Source organism: Pantoea sp. DY-15, assembly GCF_019795935.1.
In the GTDB taxonomy this organism is placed as follows: Bacteria; Pseudomonadota; Gammaproteobacteria; order Enterobacterales; family Enterobacteriaceae; genus Pantoea; species Pantoea leporis.
In genome coordinates this window covers 152,729-176,660 of the sequence record NZ_JAIMIF010000007.1, presented here as the reverse complement: position 1 = coordinate 176,660, position 23,932 = coordinate 152,729, and the positions used below count along the sequence as shown (strand labels likewise).

The 23,932-nt window shown below is 51.3% G+C and carries 27 protein-coding genes and 1 pseudogene; 18 read left to right on the top strand and 10 right to left on the bottom strand.

The window, feature by feature from the left end:
• Positions 1-356: 356 nt before the first annotated feature.
• Positions 357-1,232, top strand: a complete 876-nt coding sequence (locus tag K5Y32_RS22435) for an RHS repeat domain-containing protein (protein ID WP_222185883.1) — start codon at positions 357-359, stop codon at positions 1,230-1,232.
• Between the two features lie 515 nt (positions 1,233-1,747).
• Here K5Y32_RS22435 and umuC read toward each other — a convergent pair.
• A complete protein-coding gene (umuC, locus tag K5Y32_RS22430; RefSeq protein ID WP_222185943.1) occupies positions 1,748-3,019 on the bottom strand; it encodes a translesion error-prone DNA polymerase V subunit UmuC in 1,272 nt (423 codons plus the stop codon).
• 8 nt (positions 3,020-3,027) lie between these two features.
• The gene (gene umuD / locus K5Y32_RS22425) at positions 3,028-3,477 is read right to left on the bottom strand and encodes a translesion error-prone DNA polymerase V autoproteolytic subunit (protein ID WP_222185882.1); all 450 of its coding nucleotides are present in this window, start codon (positions 3,475-3,477) and stop codon (positions 3,028-3,030) included.
• A gap of 519 nt (positions 3,478-3,996) precedes the next feature.
• On the opposite strand from umuD, the gene K5Y32_RS22420 reads away from it, so the two are divergent.
• On the top strand, positions 3,997-4,734 hold the full coding sequence (locus tag K5Y32_RS22420) for a metallophosphoesterase (protein WP_222185881.1): 738 nt from the start codon (positions 3,997-3,999) through the stop codon (positions 4,732-4,734).
• A gap of 160 nt (positions 4,735-4,894) precedes the next feature.
• Positions 4,895-5,161 (top strand): hypothetical protein, encoded by a 267-nt coding sequence (locus K5Y32_RS22415; protein ID WP_222185880.1) that lies wholly within the window; start codon positions 4,895-4,897, stop codon positions 5,159-5,161.
• Positions 5,162-5,207: 46 nt separating this feature from the next.
• Here the strand turns inward: K5Y32_RS22415 and K5Y32_RS22410 are convergent, their stop codons facing one another.
• Both K5Y32_RS22410 and K5Y32_RS25100 read right to left on the bottom strand, forming a co-directional pair.
• Positions 5,208-5,564, bottom strand: a complete 357-nt coding sequence (locus tag K5Y32_RS22410) for a DUF4440 domain-containing protein (RefSeq protein ID WP_222185879.1) — start codon at positions 5,562-5,564, stop codon at positions 5,208-5,210.
• A gap of 55 nt (positions 5,565-5,619) precedes the next feature.
• Complete coding sequence (locus K5Y32_RS25100) at positions 5,620-5,892, bottom strand: hypothetical protein (protein WP_370635130.1); 273 nt, start codon at positions 5,890-5,892, stop codon at positions 5,620-5,622.
• A gap of 251 nt (positions 5,893-6,143) precedes the next feature.
• On the opposite strand from K5Y32_RS25100, the gene K5Y32_RS22400 reads away from it, so the two are divergent.
• Positions 6,144-6,359, top strand: a complete 216-nt coding sequence (locus K5Y32_RS22400; RefSeq protein ID WP_101761856.1) for a YdgH/BhsA/McbA-like domain containing protein — start codon at positions 6,144-6,146, stop codon at positions 6,357-6,359.
• A 506-nt stretch (positions 6,360-6,865) separates the two neighbouring features.
• Here the strand turns inward: K5Y32_RS22400 and K5Y32_RS22395 are convergent.
• Complete coding sequence (locus K5Y32_RS22395) at positions 6,866-7,546, bottom strand: SOS response-associated peptidase family protein (RefSeq protein ID WP_222185941.1); 681 nt, start codon at positions 7,544-7,546, stop codon at positions 6,866-6,868.
• Between the two features lie 463 nt (positions 7,547-8,009).
• Here K5Y32_RS22395 and K5Y32_RS22390 point away from each other — a divergent pair.
• Positions 8,010-8,954 (top strand): annotated as a pseudogene (locus K5Y32_RS22390) (MFS transporter); the annotation flags it as partial.
• A gap of 482 nt (positions 8,955-9,436) precedes the next feature.
• Complete coding sequence (locus K5Y32_RS22385) at positions 9,437-9,871, top strand: SRPBCC family protein (RefSeq protein ID WP_222185878.1); 435 nt, start codon at positions 9,437-9,439, stop codon at positions 9,869-9,871.
• Between the two features lie 65 nt (positions 9,872-9,936).
• On the opposite strand, the gene K5Y32_RS22380 is transcribed toward K5Y32_RS22385, so the two are convergent.
• From K5Y32_RS22380 to K5Y32_RS22365, 4 genes are all read right to left on the bottom strand, one after another.
• Positions 9,937-10,680 (bottom strand): SDR family oxidoreductase, encoded by a 744-nt coding sequence (locus K5Y32_RS22380; RefSeq protein WP_222185877.1) that lies wholly within the window; start codon positions 10,678-10,680, stop codon positions 9,937-9,939.
• A gap of 57 nt (positions 10,681-10,737) precedes the next feature.
• On the bottom strand, positions 10,738-11,841 hold the full coding sequence (locus K5Y32_RS22375; RefSeq protein WP_222185876.1) for an alkene reductase: 1,104 nt from the start codon (positions 11,839-11,841) through the stop codon (positions 10,738-10,740).
• Between the two features lie 55 nt (positions 11,842-11,896).
• Entirely contained in the window at positions 11,897-12,478 is a 582-nt protein-coding gene (locus K5Y32_RS22370) for a TetR/AcrR family transcriptional regulator (protein ID WP_222185875.1), read from the bottom strand.
• Positions 12,479-12,542: 64 nt separating this feature from the next.
• A complete protein-coding gene (locus K5Y32_RS22365) occupies positions 12,543-13,184 on the bottom strand; it encodes a TetR/AcrR family transcriptional regulator (RefSeq protein WP_222185874.1) in 642 nt (213 codons plus the stop codon).
• 85 nt (positions 13,185-13,269) lie between these two features.
• Here K5Y32_RS22365 and K5Y32_RS22360 point away from each other — a divergent pair, with 85 nt between their 5' ends.
• The 7 genes from K5Y32_RS22360 to K5Y32_RS22330 all read left to right on the top strand — a co-directional run bounded on the left by K5Y32_RS22360 (position 13,270) and on the right by K5Y32_RS22330 (position 17,254).
• The gene (locus K5Y32_RS22360) at positions 13,270-13,920 is read left to right on the top strand and encodes a TVP38/TMEM64 family protein (protein ID WP_222185873.1); all 651 of its coding nucleotides are present in this window, start codon (positions 13,270-13,272) and stop codon (positions 13,918-13,920) included.
• A 1-nt stretch (position 13,921) separates the two neighbouring features.
• Positions 13,922-14,305 (top strand): nuclear transport factor 2 family protein, encoded by a 384-nt coding sequence (locus K5Y32_RS22355; protein WP_222185872.1) that lies wholly within the window; start codon positions 13,922-13,924, stop codon positions 14,303-14,305.
• A 69-nt stretch (positions 14,306-14,374) separates the two neighbouring features.
• Positions 14,375-14,761, top strand: coding sequence for a nuclear transport factor 2 family protein (locus K5Y32_RS22350; protein ID WP_222185871.1), 387 nt, complete (start codon positions 14,375-14,377; stop codon positions 14,759-14,761).
• Between the two features lie 48 nt (positions 14,762-14,809).
• A complete protein-coding gene (locus K5Y32_RS22345) occupies positions 14,810-15,469 on the top strand; it encodes an SDR family oxidoreductase (RefSeq protein ID WP_222185870.1) in 660 nt (219 codons plus the stop codon).
• A 1-nt stretch (position 15,470) separates the two neighbouring features.
• Complete coding sequence (locus K5Y32_RS22340) at positions 15,471-16,151, top strand: NAD-dependent epimerase/dehydratase family protein (RefSeq protein ID WP_255602793.1); 681 nt, start codon at positions 15,471-15,473, stop codon at positions 16,149-16,151.
• Positions 16,152-16,184: 33 nt separating this feature from the next.
• The gene (locus tag K5Y32_RS22335) at positions 16,185-16,625 is read left to right on the top strand and encodes an SRPBCC family protein (RefSeq protein WP_222185869.1); all 441 of its coding nucleotides are present in this window, start codon (positions 16,185-16,187) and stop codon (positions 16,623-16,625) included.
• 20 nt (positions 16,626-16,645) lie between these two features.
• On the top strand, positions 16,646-17,254 hold the full coding sequence (locus K5Y32_RS22330) for a flavin reductase family protein (RefSeq protein WP_222185868.1): 609 nt from the start codon (positions 16,646-16,648) through the stop codon (positions 17,252-17,254).
• A 55-nt stretch (positions 17,255-17,309) separates the two neighbouring features.
• Here the strand turns inward: K5Y32_RS22330 and K5Y32_RS22325 are convergent, their stop codons facing one another.
• Positions 17,310-18,179 carry a LysR substrate-binding domain-containing protein gene (locus tag K5Y32_RS22325; protein ID WP_222185867.1) on the bottom strand — a complete coding sequence of 290 codons (870 nt, stop codon included), beginning with the start codon at positions 18,177-18,179 and terminating at the stop codon, positions 17,310-17,312.
• Positions 18,180-18,382: 203 nt separating this feature from the next.
• Between K5Y32_RS22325 and K5Y32_RS22320 the strand changes: the two genes are divergently transcribed.
• The 5 genes from K5Y32_RS22320 to K5Y32_RS22300 all read left to right on the top strand — a co-directional run bounded on the left by K5Y32_RS22320 (position 18,383) and on the right by K5Y32_RS22300 (position 23,857).
• Positions 18,383-18,808 carry a VOC family protein gene (locus K5Y32_RS22320; RefSeq protein WP_222185866.1) on the top strand — a complete coding sequence of 142 codons (426 nt, stop codon included), beginning with the start codon at positions 18,383-18,385 and terminating at the stop codon, positions 18,806-18,808.
• A 110-nt stretch (positions 18,809-18,918) separates the two neighbouring features.
• The gene (locus K5Y32_RS22315; RefSeq protein ID WP_222185865.1) at positions 18,919-20,178 is read left to right on the top strand and encodes a cation:dicarboxylate symporter family transporter; all 1,260 of its coding nucleotides are present in this window, start codon (positions 18,919-18,921) and stop codon (positions 20,176-20,178) included.
• 351 nt (positions 20,179-20,529) lie between these two features.
• Positions 20,530-21,339 (top strand): helix-turn-helix transcriptional regulator, encoded by an 810-nt coding sequence (locus K5Y32_RS22310; protein WP_180824066.1) that lies wholly within the window; start codon positions 20,530-20,532, stop codon positions 21,337-21,339.
• 97 nt (positions 21,340-21,436) lie between these two features.
• The gene (locus K5Y32_RS22305; protein ID WP_222185864.1) at positions 21,437-22,852 is read left to right on the top strand and encodes an NAD-dependent succinate-semialdehyde dehydrogenase; all 1,416 of its coding nucleotides are present in this window, start codon (positions 21,437-21,439) and stop codon (positions 22,850-22,852) included.
• Positions 22,853-23,176: 324 nt separating this feature from the next.
• Entirely contained in the window at positions 23,177-23,857 is a 681-nt protein-coding gene (locus tag K5Y32_RS22300; RefSeq protein WP_176971830.1) for a type 1 glutamine amidotransferase domain-containing protein, read from the top strand.
• Positions 23,858-23,932 lie beyond the last annotated feature (75 nt).

Genomic DNA, 23,932 nt, shown 5'->3' with positions numbered 1-23,932 from the left:
GTGATGAAAAATCGCAAAATTACCCATGAACATTTCAATGTTAAGTTGATGAAAAATATATGTTTTTGTTTTTTATTTCAGATTGAAATTCCCTTGAGCATCTGCCTTTCTCCCGCCCGTTGAAGCGAAGAGATGCCTTGTTATCCTATTAAACCTTTGGATATGATTTCTTAAAAGTCTTTCATCAGAATGATGTACATTCAAGGTAATTGCTGTACTCACTCGTCCAATCGTATGGTGGCAAATAAACCGCGGGTTTCCATATTTTTTTCTGCTTCTACAACCTATAACCAATCTTGGCAGTAGTTAATTTACAGATACAATGCCCTATTAAATGGAATGTTCAGGATGGATTCATGGCAATGATAAAGGCTTCAGCTCAACTTTCTCTTCTATCTTTTTTCGCTTTCGACGCGAGCAGCGCTGAGTGTTCACCTCAGCAAGTTCAAAATAACAAGATGAATAATTTCATTCTCTTTGATGAGCAGCCTTCAGCTAACATTCCTAAATCAGTGGAACTAACGATCGAAAGCCGTGATGGTTTCACCCACAGTTCAGTTTCAGCTATTTTCAGCCGTTGCGGAGAATTGATAAAAGCAGAGTTCGCTAAGGAAAAGAACTACCAAACGGGAAGTCGAGTGCTAACGGCGACCTACTCTGCAGAAATTAATAAAAAAGAGTATGGCTGGAAAACAAATTTGAAGTTTGATAACGCCATGACTGATACAGGCTCAAAAAAGAAAACCGAACTCTTTAGCCAGCAAGTTGAGGGCGTGATCTTATTAGGGAAAAATGGAGTAATAAGTAAGTCAGGCGAAAGATTTGAGGCAATGACAGGAAATCTAAATCAAATTGGAGTAGCGAAGACATCTTACCGTTTCGATGCGACTGGGCGGTTACTTAGCACGGATAGAAGAGGTAATCTTCGTTCAGATAATGCTAAAACAATCTATGAGTATGATGCCAGTGGACGCCTCCTTCAGAAACGCTCAGCGTCAGTATTGGACATTTATTCCTATGATCAATCAGGTAGAGAGTTCAGTTTAACTTCTACAGCGAACTATTTTACCATTGAGAAAACAGTGACCACGTGCCAGGAGTGGAATGAATTGGGTAAATGCATATTGGCACACCAGCGTATAACGATAACAACTCCAAATGCCAAGTCTGGTGTTAGTTCTGTTCAGAAACATGATGCGACCCTTATAACATCTATCACCTATTGGGAGTGATCTTAGACGTAGAACAGAACTATTTCAGATGGAGTTATGTGAGTGATGGCGCCACGTTGGGAGGTAAAAGTACTAGCTCGTTTCGAAACCAATCAAAAGCACTAGGTAGCTAAGGGAGCTGACTATAAAAATGCCCCGCCAACATTCAGCATTCTTACAATTTCAAACAGATTGAACAGGCCTGGAAGATGAGTGTCATTCCAGGCCAATGGTGGTTGATGAATTGATTCTCACATTGGAAACACTGCAGGTATGTAGTTCATGGTGTGAACCCACTTTACGACATTTAGATTTCCTTTGTTTCTTGGGAACTCGAATGAGGTCGGGTGTTATGTTTAGCGCTCAATGAAAATGATTATCATCATGACGCTGATGCATTGAATATCCTTCAGCGTCATAGGGTTCAGGAGTGTGAATAATCTTTATTGTTATCTGCTAGTGCGGAGGTACACCTAAACTGGCGACCGGATATTTTCACTCAATGGGCATCCCATCTTATAGGGTGCTGTCAGGCTCTAATACACTCTGGCTACAGGGATCTCGTTCCAATTCGTAGTCCAGGCGTTACTCAACAATTCACGTTTCATTTTCCACTCTGTATCGACACCCTGACCAGCAAACCACACATTGCCAAGTCCGGACTGGTTGATGCCATCCAGAACCTTCATGAGCTTTTCGCTGTTGGCCCGAGGTTGATTTTCATCGAACAGATTCAACTGGCTCACTCCATTAGGCGTAAAATCATCGAGCATAACGCCGGCTTTCATATACCTTTTTCCTTCAAGCCAGATTTGATCAAGGGACTTCATCGCAACATCAATGATCTCTCTGGTATCTTGCGTAGGAAGCGAAAGCTTCATACCTGCAGTGTTGCCATAATAGATCTCATTGTGTGCATGGGGTGACGTTTGAATGAACATGCTGACATGGCGACAGTACTGACGTTCACCGCGTAGTTTTTCTGCTGCACGCGTTGCGTACTGGCAAAGTGCTTGCTGCATGGCAGACTTTGTTGTGATGCGTTCACCGAAACTACGACTACAAACGATTTGCTGCTTGGCTGGAGGAAGCTCTTCCAAAGGTATGCAGGATTCGCCGTTAAGCTCTCGCACAGTCCGCTCCAGAACAACGCTGAAGTTGTCGCGGATGAATTTGGGATGAGCGCGTGAGAGATGGAGCGCGGATTCAATCCCCAGCAGATTTAGTCTTTTGGCAATTCGCCGGCCAACTCCCCAAATCTCCTCAACAGGCTGATTTTCTAAAAGAGTAGTGGTGCGCTTTGGATTGCTGGGCGTTAGCGCCAGTACTCCGCGGAATTGTTTCCACTCTTTACTTGCCCATTGAGCCGATTTGGCCAGTGTTTTTGTGGGGCCCATACCCACGCCTACGGTTAGTCCCGTAGTATCAAGCACGTGTTTACGCAGACGTCGGCCGAAATCTTCAAAGTTTTCGCACCCGTCTATGCCGGTTAGATCCAGAAACATTTCATCAATGCTGTATTGCTCAACCCTGGGTGTGATCTCTTCAAGAGCGGTCATTACACGCTGAGACATCGAGTGGTAAAGAGCATAGTTGCTACTGAAAACATAAATCTTTTCGGGGTATTCTTGCCCCTTAATCTGAAACCACGGTGCGCCCATTTTGACGTATTTTTTTGCTGTGGCACTTCGGGCGATCACACATCCATCATTATTACTAAGAACGACAACGGGTTTACCGCGTAAGTCTGGACGAAAGAGAGCCTCGCAGCTGGCATAGAATGAGTTAACATCCGCCAATCCAAACATTGGCATGTTTACCTCCGGCGGGCTCGGGTGCTGCTAAAAAACCAGGTAACCACTCCCAGTAATTGCAGTTCATCAGGATAAATCACGGAGTACGCAGGGTTCATCGGCAGTAATGCGAGGCGAGGGTGTAATTGCAAACGCTTTACAGTGAACTCTCCACCAACTTCAGCAATAACGATATCGTTATGGTTGGCTTCTTCGGCGCGATCGACAACCATGACGTCACCATCAAATAATCCAAGATCTTCCATACTACTGCCACTGGCACGTACAAAGAAAGTGGAAGCACGCCGACGTATACACAACTCATTGAGATCGAGTTCCGACTCAACATAGTCCTGAGCAGGGGAGGGGAATCCTGCTGAACAAGCGTCGGCAAAAAATGGGATTTTCAGGGGTGGACTATAATTTGGTGCCCAGAGAAGCGTTAATCCGCTCGCGTAAGTGGCCGGTTTCATAGCTCGGCACTCTGATATAAAGGCATAAAAATCATAGCTGATGTGTGTTTGTCATACATAAAAGGCCCTCCGAACTGATACTGTTTATACGTACAGTATTATGGATGGGCGTTTATCTGGCAAGAGGAGCGATGCGGTAGTAAGTCACATGAGTACGCAGATCGCTGATGGTAGTGATCTTTTTTTTATACATTTCGATACGTGGTATCTGCCTGGCCAATGATTATCTCTTATAGAGTAGTCAGGACAGTGCTTAGGAACAGCGGAGTTGGATCTGGAAAGTGTCAGGAGTTAAGAAGTTTATTTTTGAAGGGTGGTGAGCAATTGCTGGGCATGAGGATTGGGGCAGGGGAGTTGCTGAAAGCGGTATGCGTTTGTAAGGTAATTTCGTCGGAGCCAGAGCCACGCGAGTGAGAACCATGATCCAACAACGTAGCAGAATGTATGCTTCAACTGCGCAGATTCGGCGTTTCAAGGCCTTCTTCATCTGTACCCCTTTGCCTACCTGATGAGGAATATATGTTAATAGCTCAGGTTTCAGATATTCATGCCTCGCCAGATAATGACAATCTTCATCGATTTTACAGAGTACTAACGTGGCTATCTCATCTCAGGCCCGATGTATTAGTCCTCACTGGCGATCTTACTGATGGTCATTGGCTTGAGGGTTATTTGCAAATAGCGTCGTGGTTGAAGCAACAACCTTATCCTACGCTACTGCTTCCTGGTAATTCCGACGATCGTCGACAAATGAAAGCCGTTTGGGGGGAGAGGCAGTGGGCGGATGATGCTCCGGATGGCATGCTCAATTTTACTCATCATGGTGCCGGTCTGCGATTAGTTGGCCTCGATTCTACAATTGATAATGAGGATTATGGTAGCGTATCCGGCAACTTGGGATGGCTGGAGACGCAACTCTGTGATGCTGCTGATATTCCCTCTTTAATATTTCTGCATCACCCCGTTTTTGCTTCGGGCATACCCTCGCTTGATAAGACAATGTGCAACGGGCTCAATGAGCTGACTGAACGTATAAATCGTATGCCTGGTGGGATTATGGCCATCGCTTCAGGACATGTTCATCGACCGGTAGCGGGATTATTTGCGGGCATTCCAGCATACATATGCGGCTCTGTCTGTCCGGCCAATCCCGTTTGGTTCGGTACAGATGCTGTCCCACCCGTTTACGATCCTCCGGCGCTAATGGTGCACAGGTTTGCTGACAATAAACTTACCAGTCATCATGTATCGGTTTAACTGTAGAGCCGAATAGGGAGTGGGGGGGACATGTCTAATGAGAAAGGCGTAATGAATTCATCTGTCTCTTATCACCCAGTAATTGCCACTTGATTGAAACAGTGCTTAATTACTTCACTAACGATATTTCACAGTTGCCAATCTTTCAGAGGAGCAATGAATGCCTGATTACTGCTTGTATAAGAAGGGTGAGAACATCATTGTGCTCGACCGATCTGACGCGACTCGTGCCACTTCACTTAACGTTCAGGGCTATCACAAACAGTTTGAGGAAGTTACTGCAGCCAACGAGAAATCGGCGCTTGTTCGGTTTCGTGACCTACGGCAGGAAGGGCAGGATACAGAACATGCCTTCGCAACAGGGGCGGCTTTTGTCGCACTCATTGTCGGTTTGATGGTGGCAGTTGATTTTCTTTTCCTGAAATAATCATCTAAGTACAAAACTACCTTTGTGTGTTCCATGGAAGCTTGCCTTATGTAGATCCTGCTGCAGGCGTACCTTGATGGAAAATTAGCATCCAGCCATCTCCTGATGAGTGCACCCAGCATGACGCGCGTAGTGAAGCTTTGGCGCCGTTACTCTCAAACGTTCTGTAATGCAGTATCGCGCTGCCTTCTGTCGTGGTAATGAGCTGAAAATTATCGCTGATAATGATAGGGGCAACTCTTTCCTGAACTAACGATGCTATCGTCTCAGCACGATTAACCGATATTCCCGAGCGTGTGATCTCACAAAAATCAGGATGAAGTCGTTGTTCTAACCAGTTGCGATCATGACGTTTCTCACCATGAAGGCTACATTCCAAAGCTTTCAGTTTATCCAATAGCATTTTCTCATCCTCATAGCTTTAAACTTAAACTGACCACTTTGGAAACTTCTAATCATCAGTGCTCAGCATCAGTGCGATTGATGTGATGGATGGTGCCCACCATAAAGTTGAGTTCATTCTCAGGATAGTGCTCGCGCATACCCAATAGCAGCACATCTTCAGTCCATTCGCTTTGTTTACCCAGATATGTGGCGACTGATGATAACGACATCTCTTTAACTTCGGTCACTATCACCAAAACCGTCCAGGAGCTGTCTGAGGCATTTACTTGAAGCATTGGGCCAGGGATTATCTCCTTGTCATGCCATCGTATGGTATGAGATTTCAATCCTGATCGAACATAAGAAAGCAGGCGTGCAACGAGTGGAGGGCGCTACATCAATCCTCCGGGAATGATCTGTGAGGGTCACTCATTATAGTTGTGCTTAGAGGCGTATTTATAAGTTATGCCTATCAGCGCAATAGTTAGCACGATCACAATACCAGCATTTATTGTTAATCATGAAATAGTAACCATGGGTATGATCATTCCATCGAAAGCACAGCAGCTTTCAACCATACAAACTAAGGAATATGACCATGAAAACTATCAAAGCAATGTCTATCGCCGCTGTAGCCGCTCTTTCACTGATGTCAGCAGCGAGCTTCGCACAAAGCGTTACAGCTACTTCCCTGACACTTGATGGTGCAGAAGCGAAAATCGCTGCACAGGCTCAGCAACAGGGTCAGCAGTATAAAATTCTTGAAGCAAGCAACGGCAATGTTGTTCACATGACCGCTGAGCTTTATAAATAACAGATGGTCGCAAAAGGAAGTGCCGGAAGAGGTCGCCCTATGGGCGGCCTTTTTCGCGTCTGCGCTTAAAATGTCTTAATAAACATCAATATCAGAAATTATAAAATGCTGAACTCAATGTTCTTTAGTCAATGCACATACTGCTAAACTGAATACATTGTTTTCTCGCTTAGTGATCTGACACATTTAATCGGCGTCCCGTAATAGTTCTAAATTCCAGTTTGCTAACGTAAGGGTATGGTCGAACTCACTTCCTTGAAAACTTAGATAACTATTCATAGTAGTAACCATACGTCTAAATCAGCTGCTTCCGCTTTGCGATTGTTACCCTATTACATGGTGCGCCCTTTAGCTGCGGGGATCACTATGTACTCATGAGGTAATAACATGACGTTGAGTTCTGTAAAATTTAGTTGGCTTTGACTGACTATATTTTAACGTCACAGGCACATATGTTAACCAAGCGCAGACATGCTCTGCATATCTTACATTCCGCTGTAAAACATTTATACGATTGAATCTTTTTCCGCGGCAATCAGTTCTTTGCCTTGATTATGGGGACTGCCGACTTTAGTGCTAACCGCGTGCCATTCGAAATCCTCTTCAGGTAATGCTGCTTCCTGAGCAATTTCTTCCGCCCGTTCTGGCGATGTATCCGGTTGCAGCCATTCCATGACTGCAGATGCAGTCAGAACGAGAGGTCTTCGATCGTGAATATCAACCATCCCTTCATTACTGGCTGATGTGATAATCAGAAATCCTTCATGGCCATGCTGCTCATGGAAGGGGGCTTTGCCAATGGCGGCGAAGAAGAGGGGCTCTCGTTGTTTGTGATAGATGAAATAGGGCTGCTTTTTGCTGCCACTTCGCTTCCATTCAAACCAACCATCAGCTGGCACTACGGCGCGGCCAAGATGCCATAACGGTTTAAACATCCTGCTACTTGCAGCCGTTTCGCCTCGTGCGTTAATTAGCGGCTGTTTGTCCCACCATTCAGGACCATACCCCCAGTACACAGGATCAAGTTGGATTTGTCCGTTGCGCATATTTAACAGCAGCACGTTTGTGCCTGGTGCAACGTTGTATCTCCCGATAGGTTCAGGATCATGGATGTAGTCACTATCGGCTACACCAAGGGCATCAAAATAGGCATCTCTGTTCTGGAACTGTGTAAATCTTCCACACATAGGTTGTTCCTCCTTATTGAAGGATAGCTCGTTTAGCGCTGTTTCAATGACGAGGAGATATGTGCTGACACCATCTGTTTCATTTCGGTTTTTTTGGGGGCTGACATGACATATACGCATTGAAAAAACCGCCGGCAGCATAGGCAAAGCTTTGGGATTATACGTAATGGCTTGGTCTGATAACTATAATCACGGTTTAAATTGAGCACTTTGTAAGGGAACTCTTCTCTGCTTCACTATGTGAAGCAATTACCGGATTTGTTCTTTGATTAGCTTCACGCTATCTCTCATCGCCGGCGCAACATCCCATCAAAATTCATACGCTAACTTCCAAGACATGACGCGCCTCCCCATGGCGCGACATTTACCCTCTGGAGGTCGTATGGAGAATTCAACCCGTCAGTATGGCGGTGAGTACGTGGCGACAAAAACCAATAATCCGCCAAAGCGTACTGCCAAAATCATGATGGCAGCCGGGATTGGTCATTTTATCGAGTGGTTCGATTTTGGCTTATACGGCACCCTAGCGGCGATTATTGCCAGCAACTTCTTTGTCAGTTCTGACCCTGCTACCGCACTTCTGAAATCTTTTGCTGTATTTGGATCCGGCTTTTTAATGCGTCCGCTGGGCGGCTTCTTTTTCGGTTCCATGGGCGATCGTCTGGGACGACGCAAAGTGTTGGTGACGGTAATTGTCATCACCTCAATATCTACATTTGTGATGGGCATTCTGCCGACCTGGCATCAGGTGGGAATTGTCGCACCGGTGCTGTTGGTGATGACTCGATTAGTACAAGGATTCGCCGCAGGTGGTGAGAGTTCCGGCGTAATTACCTATCTGGCAGAAAGCGCTGAGCCGCATCGTCGCGCCACGCTTACCTGCTGGAGTGAGAACTTCAGTTTCATGGCGTTTGTTTGCGGCTCTGGACTGGTGCTGCTGTTGACCTATTGGTTGGGTGAGACGGCAATGAATGACTGGGGATGGCGCATTCCTTTCCTGCTCGCAGCACCGCTCGGATTGGGTGGGTTATATATGCGCCGCAACATGGAAGATTCGGCTGAATTTCACAAGTTAAAAGCCACCGGCAAAATCGAAAAATCGCCACTGCGCGCTTCCTTGAAAACCTCATTGTCGGCGTTGCTGTTTTGTACCGGTTTCGTCGTGATCAAAGCGGTCAGCAGCTGGGTGCTGCAATCCTTTATGCCCGGCTATTTGTCTACGCATCTGCACTACAGCCGTACTGATTCTTATCTCATCACCACGCTGGGCTTACTGAGCGTCGCTACTTACATGCCAATCACGGGCTACTAGTCTGATAGATGGGGACGACGGCCGCTGATGCTGGTGGCATGCGCTGGTTTCATCCTGTTGACCTATCCCGCCACAACGCTGACGTCCACGATAGATACGGTTTTTAAGCTCGATGACTTTTTTACGACGCTGACGACGAGAAAGGGAAATGAAGGGACGGTGTTTGTTGAAAGGCGACATGAAAACTCCTTAACCGGCAACGCTAATGCGGCTGGAAGAAGTCCAGCCACATAGGCTAGCAAAAGGCGAGGTTGAGGAACAGTCGTCAGGGAAAGAAAATTTAACTGTAAACCACTGTAATCCCTTCATCCGCATGCAATTAGACAACGTAACGGCTGCGCATAGGTCGCTGCAGCCTCGTGAAATCCGCTATGAGCGAAAAGCGGACGTAGTGTTGTAGATAGTTATCAGGTCTGAGTTAATTAATCATCAGTAAATCAGCATTTGTGAGTACTCAAAGTTTCTGGCTGAGACACAATCCAGTTGACTTATTATGTATCGATCACTAAAAATTAAATATATTACATAGTGACCGATACAAAAAGATTTGTGGTCGTAATCAAATTGAAGAGAGAATCATGGAAAGCACTGTCGCATCGCTGGTTATACCGCGCAATATTGAAGAAGTCTGGGACATTATTGAAAAGTTTCACGCTCTGTCAGCATGGCATCCTGCCGTAGTCAGCAGTGAGTTCGAAGAGGGTTGCACAGAAGATGTGGTAGGAGCCGTTCGCCGCGTAACCCTTGTAAACGGAGCCACGGGAACCGAAAAATTAATCCGAAAAGACAGCAAAGCATACCTGCTGACCTATTCCTTTGAAACAGCACCTCTGCCTGTTGAAAATTATCTCTCCACCATTCAGCTGCTGCCAACCTGCACTCCGGGACACACGCATGTTGTCTGGTCAGCCTCTTTTAACTGCAAACCGGACTTATGCGGCGAGATGCGCAGGGTGCTGGAAAATGATGTCTATCTGGCTGGAATTAGAGCCTTGCAGATCGCGTCGGTATGACGACGATAGGCTGACGTCTTTTATTTCAGAGATGAAGTGGCAGCCAGCCGGCTGCCATTGTTGATTTACCAGTTCTGCTTAGTAGGGGACACGATGAGATCGTTAACGGTCACGTTTCTGGGCTGGTTAAGTGCATAGACCACCGCATTTGCCACATCCTGCGGGCTGATAGCAATTTTTGTCAGCTCCTGCGCCACCTTACGCCCTTCCGGATCGCTCACTTTATCAGCCCATCCTGTGTTAATAACGCCAGGACTGATGGTATTGACCCGGATGCCTTTATTCACGCCCAGGTCTTTACGCATTGATTCTGTCATGGCGTGAACAAAGAATTTGGTCGAACTGTACACACCCGCGCCGGCGTCAACCTGGTGGCCTGCCACAGAAGCCATATTCAGGATCTGGCCGTCACTTTTGCTGAGCATAACCGGGAGTACCGACGCAATGGCGTTCAGATAGCCCTTGATGTTGACGTCGACCATTTTGTTCCAGTCGTCCCACGCGATGTCACTCCAGGCTGAAAAGAGCATCAGCCCGGCGTTGTTAATCAGGATATCAACGTTACCGAAGGTATCGGTAGCATGCTTTACCAGCGCCTGGGTGTCTTCAAGACGAGTCACATCCGTCACCAGACCGGAAGCATGGCCGCCAGCGGACTCAATATCCTTTACCAGCTTATCGAGGCCGGTCTGATCCAGTGCTGCGGCTACGATATTCACACCATGACGTGCAAGTTCCAGCGCGGTCGCGGCGCCAATGCCCGATGACGCACCAGTAATTACAGCGGTTTTGTTCTGCAGATGATTCATATTCTTATCCTTTGGGATGAGGTACAGGCGGCGGGCAGATCCCGCCGGTTGTATTTATCAGTAATTCGCTTCCGGCCAGTCGGTGTAACCTTTAGCGCCGCCGCCGTAGTAGGCTTCCTTAGGCGCGATGGTCAGCTCGGCGCCATAACGCAGACGCTTAACCAGATCCGGGTTGGAAATAAACAGGCGGCCAAAGGCAACGGCATCGATGATCCCTGCATTACGGCGGCTGATCGCCATTTCGAGGTCATAGTTGTTGTTACCGATGAACGGACCGCTGAACAGCGCGCTCAGCGCATCCATATCCACGTCGGCAGGCACGTCACGCGACGTTGCCGTGGCACCCTCAACGAAGTGCAGGTATGCCAGATTAAAACGGTTAAGTTGCTGGATGAGATAGCCATACATCGCCATCACGTTGCTGTCCGGCGGCGTGTTGCCTGCGTCAGGCGTTACCGGTGACAGGCGGATGCCTACGCGGTCATTGCCCCAGATGTTGACGATCGCTTCAGTGACTTCCAGCGTCAGGCGCGCGCGGTTTTCTATAGAGCCGCCGTAGGCGTCGGTACGATGATTGGTTGAGTCGCGCAGGAACTGATCGAGCAGATAGCTGTTTGCAGAGTGCACTTCCACGCCGTCAAAACCTGCGCGCAGGGCATTTTCTGCGGCACACTTATACTGCTCAATAATGCCTGGGATCTCGTCGGTTTCGAGCGCGCGTGGCGTCGATACCGGTACGAAGCCATTAACGGTATAGGTCTGGCCTTCGGCCTTGATTGCAGAGGGAGCGACAGGACGCTCGCCGTCAGGCTGCAGTTCAACACTTGAAAAACGGCCCACGTGCCAGAGCTGACAGACGATTTTCCCGCCTTGCGCGTGAACGGCATCGGTGACTTTTTTCCAGCCGGCAACCTGATTTTCGCTCCAGATCCCCGGCGTAGCCGCATATCCACGGCCCTGAGCTGAGATATTCGTGGCTTCAGAAATAATCAGGCCGGCGCTGGCACGCTGGGCGTAGTAGGTTGCATGTAGCTCATCAGGTACGCCATCTTCGCCGTAACGGCTGCGGGTAACAGGCGCCATAACGATACGGTTGGCAAGCTGAAGGCTTCCCATTCCCACAGGGGAAAAGAGATCTGTACGGGTACTGTTATCAGTCATAGTTACTCCTAAATAGTTGACCGGTCGACTAGTAAATTGGTAGAAAAAAACGCGGCTACGCGAGCAGCCGCTTTGTTGCACTCATTGCTTTATCAAACGCCTGATCAGGCGTGTGAATTTTTGCCATCAGGGACGCACCCAGCCAGAGCTGGTAAAGCTCTTCAGCAAGGGCCTCTGCGTCCACTTCGGACGGCAGTGAGCCATCACTCTGCCCCTGATGTATGCACGCCGTGATCCGAAGGATAATTTCACGGGTTCCGCTTGCCAGAACGCTTCGCATGCTGTCGTACTGATCGCAGACTTCTGCCCCAAGCTTAACGACCAGGCACTTGCTTTCAGGCAGATCGGCACCCTGTGTGACCTTCCAGAATGCAAAGTAGCGCAGCAGGCGCTCTCTGGCCGGTTCGCTGCCGCGCAGCTGCTCTTCAACCTGAGTAAGGTAGTGGGTGAAGTAATTTTCCAGCAGAGCTTCAGCGAACTCTTCCTTGGATTGGAAGTAGTAATAGAACGAACCTTTAGGCACGCCAGCGGCTTTGACAATCTCAGCCAGACCGACGGCGCTATAGCCTTTATGTGTAATAAGCGTCCGGGCAACATCAATGATGTGCTGACGCACGTTAGCCGTTTGTTTTTTCATAGTCCGGATAGCATAACGATAAAACTGACCGGTCGTCTAGTTTCGCAGGTTGCATTTTGTGCGATCAGAATTTTTCACGTGGCAGCAATCGAGACGCAAACTGCCCGGTTGCGCTCAGGCTTTCCGGCGTGGCCCCGTCTTTGGCCTCGATAGACATGCCCTCCAAAAGCGTATTCAGAACGGTAGCCAGTGCGGCGGTACCGGTATCAGATGGCAGCTGCTTCTCCGTGACAGCCCTGCGCAGACGCTTTTCAAACAGATCTTTTCCTTCCTGCCTGAGCTCGCTGACCGCTTCAACGACGTCAGCGGACTCCTGAGAGACATTGATGGCCGCAAGCACCACCATGCAGCCGCAGGGTGCTGAAGGGGAAAGCAGAATGTCTGCCGCTTCACTGAAGAAGTTATCAATCGCCCGGGTAATATCGGGCTCTTCTTCAAGCCGCTCCCAGGTTGATTTCCAGTAGACCCTTTCGTAATAGCTCACGGCCTCCATGAAAAGTTTTGCCTTATTACCGAAGGCGGAGTACAGGCTCGGCGGATTAATTTCCATCGCAGCGCAGAGCTCGGCAACTGAGGCGGGCTCAAAGCCTTTACGCCAGAAGATATCCAGCGCCCTGATCAGGGCCCTGTCGCGATCAAAGCTGCGCGGCCGCCCTTTGGGCTTTTCACTGCTGACTTCTGAATTTTTCGTCTTCACGTCGGGCATAAAATCATTCTCTTGACACATTACATAGCGATCACTATACAATAATAACATTACATAGTGATTACTACATAAATACATGAGGCACATGTCAGATCTTGCGTTTTCCCTCAGCCACTATCTGCAGTCCGCCGGCGCGGCGGGGGTAGTGCTGTACTTCGTTATTTTTGTCGCCGTGACGCTGATGTTTTTCCCGGCTTCCCTGCTGACCGCGCTGTCAGGGTGGCTGTTTGGCGCGGCGGGCGGAACTGCGCTGGCTCTGCTGGCGGGTACCACCTCCGCACTGATCGCTTTCTGCATCAGCAAAAGCCAGTTATTTCCGGCAGCGTCGCGCGCCGCCAGCCGCCACCGCTACCTAAACAGCCTGCTTTCACTGTCGCAGAACAATGCCCTGCTGCTGATCCTGCTGCTGCGTCTGAGCTCCATTCTGCCCTTCGCGCCGCTGAACTACGCGCTGGGGATCAGCGGCGTATCGTTCAGAAAATATGCGACAGCGACGGTGGCTGGACTGATCCCCGGCACGTATGTTTATGCCGCTGCCGGAAGCGTTATTTCTGACTTACAGGTGCTTCTGCACGGCGGTTTCAGCGTCAGAGACGTTTTACAGCGCGCTGATGTGCTGACCGGCATGGCCGCCGTTGCGGCGGGACTGATGCTGCTGTTCGTCATAAACAAGATGTTCAAGCGAATTACGGGCATCCCTGCGGATACCCGCCACAACAAAACCGGAGACAGATGAAATGACCGACGTAACTTATGTTCAGGAATACAACGCCATCGTGGAAGTGCTAAGCCAGTACAACGAAGGTGGAAAGCAGGCCAAAAGCGAAATAATGAAGCCCGCGTTCAGTGAGCAGGCCACCATCTTTGGCGTTGACGGCGATGCAAACCTCACCGGCGGTCCTATTCAGGGACTTTTCGACACCATCGATACCGCTTTCCGCCCATCCCCGGAAGCGCAGGCCGCTATCGTGCACGTAGATATCGCAGGCACCGCGGCAAGCGCGCGCGTCGATACCGATGATATTTCGGGCTTTCGATTCACGGACTTTTTCAACCTGCTGAAGGTCAACGGGCGCTGGACCGTAGTGAGCAAAATTTACCATACCCACGCCGCTTCCTGACATCAGTCATTCACCCTTCACCCGTCGCGTCTGACCGCCAGACGCGGCAAAACCCAGAGAGGAAAAAACATGAGCCAGAATATCAAAACCGTCCCTGTTTCTGCCTATGAGGCCGTTCTCGACACGGCGCGTCGCTACGTTGACGGCCTGAAAAAAGGCTGCGCCGAAACGGTGGCAGAAGCGTTTCACAAGGACGCCGTCATGTACGGCTTTACTGACGGTGAACTGCTGGGAGGGTCTGTCGACAACCTGTATAAATTTGTCCGTGAAAACGGCAGTGCGCCAGAGATTGAAACGCATCTGGATGTGCTGGCCATCACCCCGACCACGGCGGTGGTGCGCGTGGACATGGAAAAGGATGCTATCGGCGCCGACTATAACGACTACCTGACCCTCATCCGCATCGACGGTCGCTGGCAGGTGATTGCGAAAGTCTATCACCAGTTTACGGGCTGACTGGCGGCAGTTTTTTAGCAAAAAACAGGTCACGCAAAGGAGTTATCCATGAGTACAGTGTTTATTATCGGCGGCGCAGGCAAGGTGGGCCGGCGCCTGGCCAGAATTCTTACGGAAAAAGGGCACGCTGTTCATGCGCTGCACCGTCAGCCGGAGCAGGCGCAGTTAATTCGTCTGCAGGGAGCAAAGCCCGTCAGCGGGAGCCTGACGGAGCTGGATGCCGCCGCCCTGGCGACCATGATGAGAGGCTGCGATGTGGTGGTCTTCTCAGCCGGTGCCGGCGGCAAAGGTGGCCCGGAAATGACGAGCGCCATTGATGGAGAAGGGCTTAAGACGGCCGCAGAGGCAGCCGCGCTGGCTGGCATTTCGCGCTTCCTGCTGGTTTCGGCCTTTCCGGAGGCCTCAAGAAATGAATCCACCTCGGCCTCGTTTGAAAACTATATGCGGGTGAAAAAGCAGGCAGAAGTCTTGCTGGCAGCAAGCTCGCTGGACTGGGTCATCCTGCGTCCCGGCCTGTTGCTGGATGACAAAGGTTCAGGATATGTCCGCGCCGGGCTGGCCATACCTTACGGGGAGGTCACCCGGGATAACGTGGCGGCCACGCTGGCTGAAATTATCGCTCAGCCCCGCGTCAGCCGTGTCATCATTGAGCTGACCGACGGTGAGGTGCCGGTACGAAAGACGGTTCAGCTGATGGCGGAACGCTGAGATGGGCAGGTCCGCTGATTCAGATCCGGATATGCGGCTGCTACTGCTCGGCGCAACGGGGCTCGTGGGCAGTCATGTCCTGCAGCAGGCGATGTCCAGCCCGCACATCGGTACCGTCATTGCGCCGACGCGAAAACCTCTCGCATGGTGCGCCACAGGCCATCCCCGGCTTATTAATCCCCTGATCGACTTTGACGCACCCGACGCTGACGCTCTGGAATGGCGAGTTGACGCGGTTATCTGTACGCTCGGCACCACCATTGCCAGAGCCGGCAGCAGGGAGGCATTCCGGCGGGTTGATTATGACTATCCTCTGAGGTTTGCCCGGCTGGCGCGTAATGGCGGCGCCTCTGCGTTCGCGCTGACCTCGGCGACCGGCGCAAATGCCCGCTCCCGATTCTTTTATAACCGGGTGAAGGGGGAGCTTGAACAGGCGCTGAGGCTCGAAGGTTTTACCTCACTGACGCTGGTCCGCCCCGGCGTTATTGCCGGCGAACGGGCTGAATTCCGCCCGGGTGAAACGGCGCTGAAGCAGGTGCTCAGGCTCTTATCGCCGGTTCTGCCACGCAGCTGGCAGCTCTGCCCGGCTGAAGACATAGCCCGCCATCTCCTCAGAGCGGTGACGCCACCCAGGCCGGGCATTCACATTGTTTCTGCAGGTGAAATAAATTCTGCAGGATAATTTTCTGAAGATGAATGATAAGAAGGAACCGTAATGTCAGAAGTGAACTTAAATGCCGTGGTTAACGCCCGTGCGGACCGCGTATGGCAGACGCTCAGCCAGTTCGGACGCATCAGCGACTGGCATCCTGCTATCTGCAGCAGCGAAATCGAAGATAATGAGCCCGACGGTCGCCCGGGCTGCCGGCGCCGGCTGGTACTTGAAAACGGCGACGTCCTGCGCGAAGAGCTCCTCATGCTGGATGCAGGTAAGCGGGCCTTCTCGTATCGCTTTATTGAAGCGCCGCTGGCCGTTGATGACTATGTGGCTACGGTCAGCCTTATTCCACTGAGCGATCGCGACGAAACGGTCATCGTATGGCAGGCAGTTTTTGAGTCCCGATCCCGCAGCGATGTGCAGGCAATGGAAGCGAGCGTGCTGGCGCTGATAAAGTCAGGCCACCTCAGCCTCGCTGCCTACCTTGAAAACCAGTAGCAGCTCAACGGAGTCCGGAAATGAATGAACACATCGTGCCTGTCGAGCCGGCAAAAGCCTACAGGCTGATAAATCACGGGCCGGCGACGCTGGTCTCAGCGCGCTATAACGGAACGGACAACGTCATGGCGGCGTCATGGGTCTGCGCGCTGGATTACGATCCGGCACGGCTGACCGTCGTGCTGGACAAAACCGCATACACACGAGAGCTGATTGAAAAAAGTCGTTCGTTTGTGATTCAGGTGCCGGTGGCAGCCCAGGCATCACTCGTGCATTTCCTCGGCTCGCATTCGCTGGCCTGCGAAGCGCATAAGCTCACGCAGTCTGGCGTATCGCTGTTTGCGCTGCCCGGCGCGGATGTGCCGGGGGTTTCAGGATGTGCGGCGTGGCTGTATTGCGAACTCATTCCTGAAGAGCATAACCAGCAGACCTATGATTTATTCATCGGCGAGATCAAAGGGGCCTGGGCTGACAGTCGCGCTTTTAAGGACGGACACTGGCAGTTTGAAAGGGGAGCCGCAGACTGGCGAAGCCTGCACTATATTGCGGGCGGCCACTTTTACGCTACCGGAGAGGCTGTGGAAGTGCACGATGCGTCGCTGCTGACGCCAGGTGCGCCGCAGGGCTGAACCTCATGTGTGCGTCATCACGTCAGCATGATGTTCAGGCTGTGGCCGGACGGGTTTACCGGCTTGCCAGCAGGATAATCTGCTCAGAAATCCGCCGGACGTCCTTGTCAAGGTTTTCGAGCGGGCGGTGAATAAGCCCCACGTCCCGGTAAAAGACCTTATCTCCGAGGCCAATTGCCCTGACGGACGCCGGCCAGCGCCGCCAGGTGGCAGTCCGGGGCAACAGGGCAACGCCCATGCCGTTACTGACGAGCTTGAGGATGGCCTCAAGCTCGTCCACCTCACAGATTTCGTTGACCGAAAGACCCATTTCGCGAAGAAAACGGTCAACCTGGCGCCCACCAAACGACGAACGATCGTAGCGGATGAAGGGTTGGGCGCTCAGCAGCGCGGCTATGTCGTCACCGGCAACACCTTTTGGCACGATAAGATGGAAAGGTTCATGGGCCAGCGTGCTCCACTGCAGCCCCGCCGTCAGTGCAAAGGGGGGCTTAAGCACTGCGGCCATATCAATTTCGCCTGCGTCAACGAGGTTAATCAGGTCCATCGACAGGCCAGGTATAACGCGTATGCGGCAGCCGGCACTCTGTCTGCAGAACGTCGTCAACGCATCCGGAAGCAGGGTTCGCTGTACCGAGGCAATGGCGCCTATCGTAATGGTTTTACCGGGGGTGTACCGGTTCAGTCGCTCACCCAGACCGTCATACAGCGAGAGAAGCTCCTGCGCCTGAGAGACCAGTTGCACGCCTTTCTGATTCAGGCGAGCGTTTCTTCCCGACCGGTCAAACAGCGGAAAATTTAAATCGGCCTCCAGCCTTTGCATCTGGGCGCTGACGGCCGCCTGCGTCAGCCCGATTTTGTTGCCTGCCGCGGCAAAAGTCCCTTCCTTTGCCACCATCAGAAACGTTTTCAGTTCACGGATCATCACGCCCACAATTCACAAATTTTATTTGTTATATATAAAGATATAAATTGATTTTAATCAAATAAAATTATCCATAAGCTCATTTGTGACGGTAATGTTAATGCAGGCGAGCCTTCTGACTCTCAATCCGCATTTAGCATTACGCCTCCCGAAACTATCCATCCTGCCGCAAACCGGCGGATATTCTTAATGAGGATGCATAAATGAGCCTTTCCCCCTTCCATCTGGCGATACCCGTATACGACCTGAAAGCAACGCGTCATTTCTATGGTGAGGTCTTTGGCCTGAGTGAAGGCCGCTCAAGCGAGCAGTGGGTGGACTTTGACTTTTATGGCCATCAGCTGGTCATTCACGAACATCCTAAAACCGCCTCGCAGGAGAGCGTGCATTCCAACTCCGTCGACGGTCATGACGTACCTGTCCCGCACTTTGGCATCATCCTGAAGTGGGAGGAGTGGGAGGCCCTTGCCGAACGCCTCAGATCCTTTAACACTAAATTTGTCATCGAACCCTACATCCGCTTTAAGGGACAGGTTGGCGAGCAGGCCACCATGTTTTTATTCGATCCGTGTGGTAACGCCCTTGAGTTCAAGGCGTTCAAGGATATGAGTCAGCTTTTCGCGAAATAACTTTCCCGGCACGGCTCCAGGCCGTGCCACATCACACCTTCACCCGACTATTTTAGCGTGGCTTCTGTCTCATTCAGGCGGAGTTAGCTCCTGTTCAAACCGAGGGCGTAATGAAAAAAATAACACTGGTGTGGCAGATTGTTATTGGTCTTGCACTTGGAATCGTTGTGGGCTGGTATTTCAATACGCACCCCGAGTATCAGCAGTGGGTCAGCCACGAAATCCTCAAGCCGCTTGGCGATATTTTTATCAAAATGATGAAAATGGTCGTGGTGCCGATTGTTTTCTGTTGCATGATTCTGGGCATAACCGGAAGTGGTGACAACAGGTCGTTCGGGCGAATGGGCGTGAAAGCACTCGGCTATTTTTTTACCGTGACGGGAGTGGCTATCGTCTTTGGACTGGTGCTGGCTAATCTTATTTCCCCCGGCGAAGGCACCAGTATTCAGGGAATGGCGCACGGCGACGGGCACATGAAGATAGAGCCGGCGCGCGGCGCGCTGGTTATTCTGCAGAATATCGTGCCTGATAACCTGTTTGTCGCGCTTTCTGAGGGCAAACTCCTGTCAGTTCTGTTCTTTGCCGTACTGTTCGGCCTGGCGCTTAATGGCCTTCCCCGGAACAAAACGGCGCCGATCCTTGGCGTTCTCCAGAGTGTATCCGACGGCATGTTCAGGGTGGTGTCGATCGTCATGGCATACGCGCCGGTTGGCGTGTTCGGCATGATTGGTGCCACGGTGTCCACGTTTGGTTTTGCCTCCCTTTTGCCGCTGCTCAAGCTAATTGGCACCGTCTATCTGGGGCTGATTTTATTTGCCGTGATTGTGCTGGGCGGGATCTGTGCGCTGATCGGCGAAAACGTTTTTAAGCTGATTAAGCACTTTCGCCATGAACTGGTGCTGGCATTTTCAAGCGCCGCTTCTGCAGCGGTGATGCCTCAGCTGATGTACAAGCTCGAGCGCTATGGCGTACCGGGACGGATCGTCAGCTTCGTGGTGCCCGTGGGATATGCTTTTAACCTTGACGGCGCGTCGATATTTCTCGGTGTGGCAACCATATTTGTCGCTCAGCTTTACGGTATTGACCTGACGCTGATGCAGCAGGTCATTTTAGTGGTAACGATGGTGCTGACCTCGAAAGGGGCGGCCGGTGTACCGGGGTTCGCCATTCTGATCCTCTCCGCTACTCTGGCATCTGCGGGACTGCCGCTTGATGCCGTTGCCCTGATAGCCGGTATATTCCGTATCATCGACAGCGGTACTACGACCCTCAACGTGCTGGGGAACGTTGTTGCTCCACTGGTCATTAACAGATGGGAAAAAGAACCACGGGCCTTTGAAGGCTCACAGCCGGACCTGAATAAACGTTGATACGATAATTAATGGGGAACATTGTATGTTCCCTGTAACGCTACTTTACGTCTGCTTTGAGCGAGAAGCGGACGTTTTTTCATGGCAACTGAAAATTTTATTACATCAGATCTAACATCCCCGTTATGGACCGACCTTTGAGTCTCGCCTCAAGAGCGATGTTCCTCCTGCCATTCTTTAATAATCACTGACTGTAGGGTGTCACCCGTTTTAAAGAGCATGGCTGTCAGTTAATTCTCCCAGCTGAGCTAGTCTCTCTACTGAATTGAAAATTTAATGAAAGCCTTTTGTTCTGTTAACTGCTGATATAAAAATAGCTGGTGAAATATTCTAATTCAGGGGCTTAGCATCATGGTCAAAAAGACCACTCAGGAGCAGCGTCGCGAGCTGGGTGCATTTCTTCTCAGCCGCCGGGCGAGACTGGATCCAGAAGAGTTCGGCATGCCAAAGGGCACCCGCCGCACGCCGGGATTACGCCGTGAGGAAGTAGCAATGCTGGCTGGTGTGAGCGTCAGCTGGTACACCTGGCTGGAACAGGGTCGTGAAATCAAGCCTTCTTCTGAAGCGTTGCAGCGCATTGCAAAGGTGCTCAGACTAAACCGCGTTGAGTCATCTCATCTTTTTGCCCTTTCACCCCGAGAGGAACCGGAACCGCGTCAGGTGGATATGGGCGTCAGCGATGGGCTCGACATGCTGGTTCGCGCCATCAATCCAATCCCTGCATACGTGCGCAATGCCCGTCTGGATATTCTCGCGTGGAATGACGCCATCGCTGACCTTTTCATTGATTACAGTTCACTGCAACCGCACGAACGAAATACACTCCGTCTGCTGTTTCTCTACCAGCCTTACCGTACGCTGATTCTGGACTGGGAGCAGATGGCGCGCGGAATGATTTCCGTATTCCGTGCATCGCGGGCACGGGCGCAGAATAAAGCGCATTTCGACGCCCTGATCGATGAACTGAGCGAGCAGTCACCTGAATTTCGGGAGTGGTGGCAGGATACTGACGTGCTGGGCATGAGTGAAGGAAATAAAAGGCTGGCACATCCCACCTCAGGACACATTGAATTCACCTATGTCGCCCTGACGCCAGAGGGCCGACCCGATCTTTCACTGGTAACCTACATCCCCAGACATGTTGCCAGTGACCATCAGTAATAGGATAACAACACGCCTTCCTGAGATTTTTAGGCACGCTTAAGATGGATTCAAGGCAGCACAATCATGCTGCACCCATCACTCAGGAGGCTTCAAAATGACAACTCACTCTGCTAATCCAGCTTCATCTGACATCACCTTTGCGGTATCACGCAATCCGGCGACTGATGAACTCATTGCTAATTATGCCTACCAGACCACAGAGGAAGTGGAAGCGCTGCTGGAACAGAATGCGGCCGCGTTTCGCCTCTGGCGCGCCACCCCTTTACGCGAACGCGTTACGGCTTACCGCCGTCTGTCGCAGATTCTGCGCGAACGCGCTGATTTACTGGCTGGGCTGATCACCTCTGAGATGGGCAAAACCTTCTCAGCAGCCCGTGGGGAAGTCGAGAAATGCGCGGCCACTTTAGACTGGGTTGCAGACAACGGCCCGTCAGTGCTGGCTGACGAACCGGTGTCCGTCGATAACGGCGACCAGGTGTATGTCTCATATTTGCCGGTGGGATCAATCCTGGCGGTGATGCCCTGGAACTTCCCGCTATGGCAGGTTATCCGCGCATCCGGCCCCATCATGCTCTCCGGCAACGGTTTTATTCTCAAGCATGCTCCTAATGTCATGGGATCGGCCTATGCCCTGCAGGATGCTTATGAAAGCGCAGGTTTTCCTGCAGGCCTGTTTGCCAACCTGGTGACGGACAATGATACGGTGGCCCGCGTCATTGAAGATGACCGTGTCGCCGCAGTAACCCTGACGGGAAGCATGCGAGCAGGATCTGCCGTAGCGGCTATTGCGGGCAGAGCGCTGAAAAAGAGTCTGCTTGAGCTGGGGGGTTCAGATGCTTTTATTGTTCTTGCAGATGCGGATATCGATCAGGCAGTGCGTGCCGCCGTTGAAGCCCGCTTCCAGAACGCAGGTCAGGTCTGCCTGGCGGCAAAAAGGTTTATCCTGGAAGCGCCCATCGCGGAGGCGTTTACGCAAAAATTTATCGCTGCAGTCAGCCAGCTGAAAGTCGGTGATCCGATGGATCCCCAAACCCGCGTTGGCCCAATGGCCAGAAAGGACCTGCGCGATGAGCTTCATCATCAGGTTGAGCGTACGCTTGAAGCCGGGGCAACGCTCCTGCTGGGCGGACACAAACTGGAAGGAAGCGGTAATTTCTACGCGCCTACGGTGCTGGGTAACGTGGTACCGGGTATGGCCGCTTTTGACGAGGAAACCTTTGGTCCCGTTGCGGCTATCACGGTGGCGGATAGTGCTGAGCACGCCATAGAACTGGCAAACAACAGCGATTATGGTCTGGGTGGTAACCTCTGGACGGCGGATATCAAGCGTGGACAGCGGATGGCCCGGCGTCTTGAAACGGGCGGCGTGTTCATTAACGGTTTTTCTGCCACTAATGCCCGCATTCCTGTCGGCGGCGTGAAAAAAAGTGGTTATGGCCGTGAGCTGTCCCACTTCGGGCTGCGCGAATTCACGAATGCGCAGGCTGTCTGGGCAAATGAGCTGGACTAAATACGCGACAACGATGTTTCGTCTGTATGACGCAGCTTGCTTAATGTTCTGATGCAACTATGAAAATAGCTGAGCCGTTCTGCGTCAGAATTGTATTAAAAAGAAATCTGAACATGACATGCAACCTTTGTAGACGACCGGTCTAATTGATGTTAGTTTGGTTTCACGGCAACTGTCAGGTCTGACGGGATGTTTAAAATCGGGGCAGTTGCATAGCCGTCAGGTTTAAGCAAAGCAACCGTCAACACCAAGACAGGCAGTGCAGCAAGTCTATAGACGACTGGTCTAATTTAATTTCACATATCGACATACCGGAGAATGACAATGAAAGTTTTAATGGTACTGACCTCACACGACACGCTGGGCAACACCGGCCGTAAAACCGGCTTCTGGCTCGAAGAGCTGGCCGCTCCTTACTACGCCTTTAAGGACGCTGGTGCAGAAATCGTGCTGGCCTCACCAAAGGGTGGTAACCCACCGCTGGATCCTAAAAGCAACGAGCCGGACTTCCAGACCGAGCTTACGCACCGCTTTGAAGCCGATACTGACGCCATGGCGCAGCTGGCAACCACCGTCCGCCTCGACAGTGTGTCTCAGGCCGATTTTGACACCGTGTTTTATCCTGGAGGCCACGGTCCGCTGTGGGACCTGGCGGAAGATAAGGACTCCATCGCGCTGATTGAATCTTTCTTTGCCGCCTCTAAAAACGTGGCGTTCGTCTGCCATGCCCCTGGCGTACTGCGTCACGTGAAAACGCCGGAAGGCAGACCGCTGGTCGAAGGACGCAAGGTCACCGGCTTCACTAACACTGAAGAAGAGGCGGTAGGCCTGACCCACGTGGTGCCGTTCTTGGTCGAGGATGAACTGATTGCGAAAGGCGGTATTTATTCCAAAGGCGCGGACTGGAGCTCTTATGTGGTTACGGATGGTCTTTTGATCACCGGTCAGAACCCGACCTCATCAGCAGCAACCGCAGCGCAGCTGATCAAACAGCTGGCACAGTGAAATGACTCCGGACGGCTGAGGGAGGTTTCCCGGCAACTCTCTCAGCTACCGGTACAGCAAACTAAACCTGTTTAA

Bases quoted from the DNA above. Each gene is read 5' to 3' on its own strand.
- K5Y32_RS22435 (WP_222185883.1), top strand. From the start codon at position 357: ATGGCAATGATAAAGGCTTCAGCTCAACTTTCTCTTCTATCTTTTTTC.
- umuC (WP_222185943.1), bottom strand. From the start codon at position 3,019: ATGTTTGGATTGGCGGATGTTAACTCATTCTATGCCAGCTGCGAGGCT.
- umuD (WP_222185882.1), bottom strand. From the start codon at position 3,477: ATGAAACCGGCCACTTACGCGAGCGGATTAACGCTTCTCTGGGCACCA.
- K5Y32_RS22420 (WP_222185881.1), top strand. From the start codon at position 3,997: ATGTTAATAGCTCAGGTTTCAGATATTCATGCCTCGCCAGATAATGAC.
- K5Y32_RS22415 (WP_222185880.1), top strand. From the start codon at position 4,895: ATGCCTGATTACTGCTTGTATAAGAAGGGTGAGAACATCATTGTGCTC.
- K5Y32_RS22410 (WP_222185879.1), bottom strand. From the start codon at position 5,564: ATGCTATTGGATAAACTGAAAGCTTTGGAATGTAGCCTTCATGGTGAG.
- K5Y32_RS22400 (WP_101761856.1), top strand. From the start codon at position 6,144: ATGAAAACTATCAAAGCAATGTCTATCGCCGCTGTAGCCGCTCTTTCA.
- K5Y32_RS22395 (WP_222185941.1), bottom strand. From the start codon at position 7,546: ATGTGTGGAAGATTTACACAGTTCCAGAACAGAGATGCCTATTTTGAT.
- K5Y32_RS22385 (WP_222185878.1), top strand. From the start codon at position 9,437: ATGGAAAGCACTGTCGCATCGCTGGTTATACCGCGCAATATTGAAGAA.
- K5Y32_RS22380 (WP_222185877.1), bottom strand. From the start codon at position 10,680: ATGAATCATCTGCAGAACAAAACCGCTGTAATTACTGGTGCGTCATCG.
- K5Y32_RS22375 (WP_222185876.1), bottom strand. From the start codon at position 11,841: ATGACTGATAACAGTACCCGTACAGATCTCTTTTCCCCTGTGGGAATG.
- K5Y32_RS22370 (WP_222185875.1), bottom strand. From the start codon at position 12,478: ATGAAAAAACAAACGGCTAACGTGCGTCAGCACATCATTGATGTTGCC.
- K5Y32_RS22365 (WP_222185874.1), bottom strand. From the start codon at position 13,184: ATGCCCGACGTGAAGACGAAAAATTCAGAAGTCAGCAGTGAAAAGCCC.
- K5Y32_RS22360 (WP_222185873.1), top strand. From the start codon at position 13,270: ATGTCAGATCTTGCGTTTTCCCTCAGCCACTATCTGCAGTCCGCCGGC.
- K5Y32_RS22355 (WP_222185872.1), top strand. From the start codon at position 13,922: ATGACCGACGTAACTTATGTTCAGGAATACAACGCCATCGTGGAAGTG.
- K5Y32_RS22350 (WP_222185871.1), top strand. From the start codon at position 14,375: ATGAGCCAGAATATCAAAACCGTCCCTGTTTCTGCCTATGAGGCCGTT.
- K5Y32_RS22345 (WP_222185870.1), top strand. From the start codon at position 14,810: ATGAGTACAGTGTTTATTATCGGCGGCGCAGGCAAGGTGGGCCGGCGC.
- K5Y32_RS22340 (WP_255602793.1), top strand. From the start codon at position 15,471: ATGGGCAGGTCCGCTGATTCAGATCCGGATATGCGGCTGCTACTGCTC.
- K5Y32_RS22335 (WP_222185869.1), top strand. From the start codon at position 16,185: ATGTCAGAAGTGAACTTAAATGCCGTGGTTAACGCCCGTGCGGACCGC.
- K5Y32_RS22330 (WP_222185868.1), top strand. From the start codon at position 16,646: ATGAATGAACACATCGTGCCTGTCGAGCCGGCAAAAGCCTACAGGCTG.
- K5Y32_RS22325 (WP_222185867.1), bottom strand. From the start codon at position 18,179: ATGATCCGTGAACTGAAAACGTTTCTGATGGTGGCAAAGGAAGGGACT.
- K5Y32_RS22320 (WP_222185866.1), top strand. From the start codon at position 18,383: ATGAGCCTTTCCCCCTTCCATCTGGCGATACCCGTATACGACCTGAAA.
- K5Y32_RS22315 (WP_222185865.1), top strand. From the start codon at position 18,919: ATGAAAAAAATAACACTGGTGTGGCAGATTGTTATTGGTCTTGCACTT.
- K5Y32_RS22310 (WP_180824066.1), top strand. From the start codon at position 20,530: ATGGTCAAAAAGACCACTCAGGAGCAGCGTCGCGAGCTGGGTGCATTT.
- K5Y32_RS22305 (WP_222185864.1), top strand. From the start codon at position 21,437: ATGACAACTCACTCTGCTAATCCAGCTTCATCTGACATCACCTTTGCG.
- K5Y32_RS22300 (WP_176971830.1), top strand. From the start codon at position 23,177: ATGAAAGTTTTAATGGTACTGACCTCACACGACACGCTGGGCAACACC.